Raw genomic sequence first — 373 nt, forward strand, 5'->3', positions numbered from 1 at the left:
CCTTCGCCGCCGCGACGGTGCGCGTCTGCGCGGCCTACAACACGCCGCGCGAATTCCAGGCGGCGATGGAGCCGCACGGGCTGATCGCGCGCTGGGAAGGCGACCAGCTGACCATCTGGGAGCCGAGCCAGTGGCTCGACGGCGTGGCGCGCACCTACGCCGAGTGGTTCGGCGTGCCGTTCGAGAATGTGCGGCTGGTCTCGCCCTACATCGGCGGCGGCTTTGGTTCCAAGGCGCTGGCGCTCGCCCACAGCGCGGTGGCGGCGGCAGCGGCAAAGATGCTGAACCGCCCGGTGAAGCTGGTGCTGAACCGCCCGCAGAATTTTACGTCCTATGGCGGCCGCGCTGCGACGCGGCAGACCGTGGCAATCGG

The 373-nt window shown here is 70.2% G+C and carries 1 protein-coding gene; it reads left to right on the forward strand.

Annotated elements, in window-relative coordinates; genetic code table 11:
• A partial coding sequence (locus EN846_RS33850) for a molybdopterin cofactor-binding domain-containing protein (RefSeq protein WP_135928116.1) occupies positions 1–373 on the forward strand: 373 nt, incomplete at both ends.

This window comes from Mesorhizobium sp. M4B.F.Ca.ET.203.01.1.1, from assembly GCF_004791025.1.
Lineage (GTDB): Bacteria > Pseudomonadota > Alphaproteobacteria > Rhizobiales > Rhizobiaceae > Mesorhizobium > Mesorhizobium abyssinicae.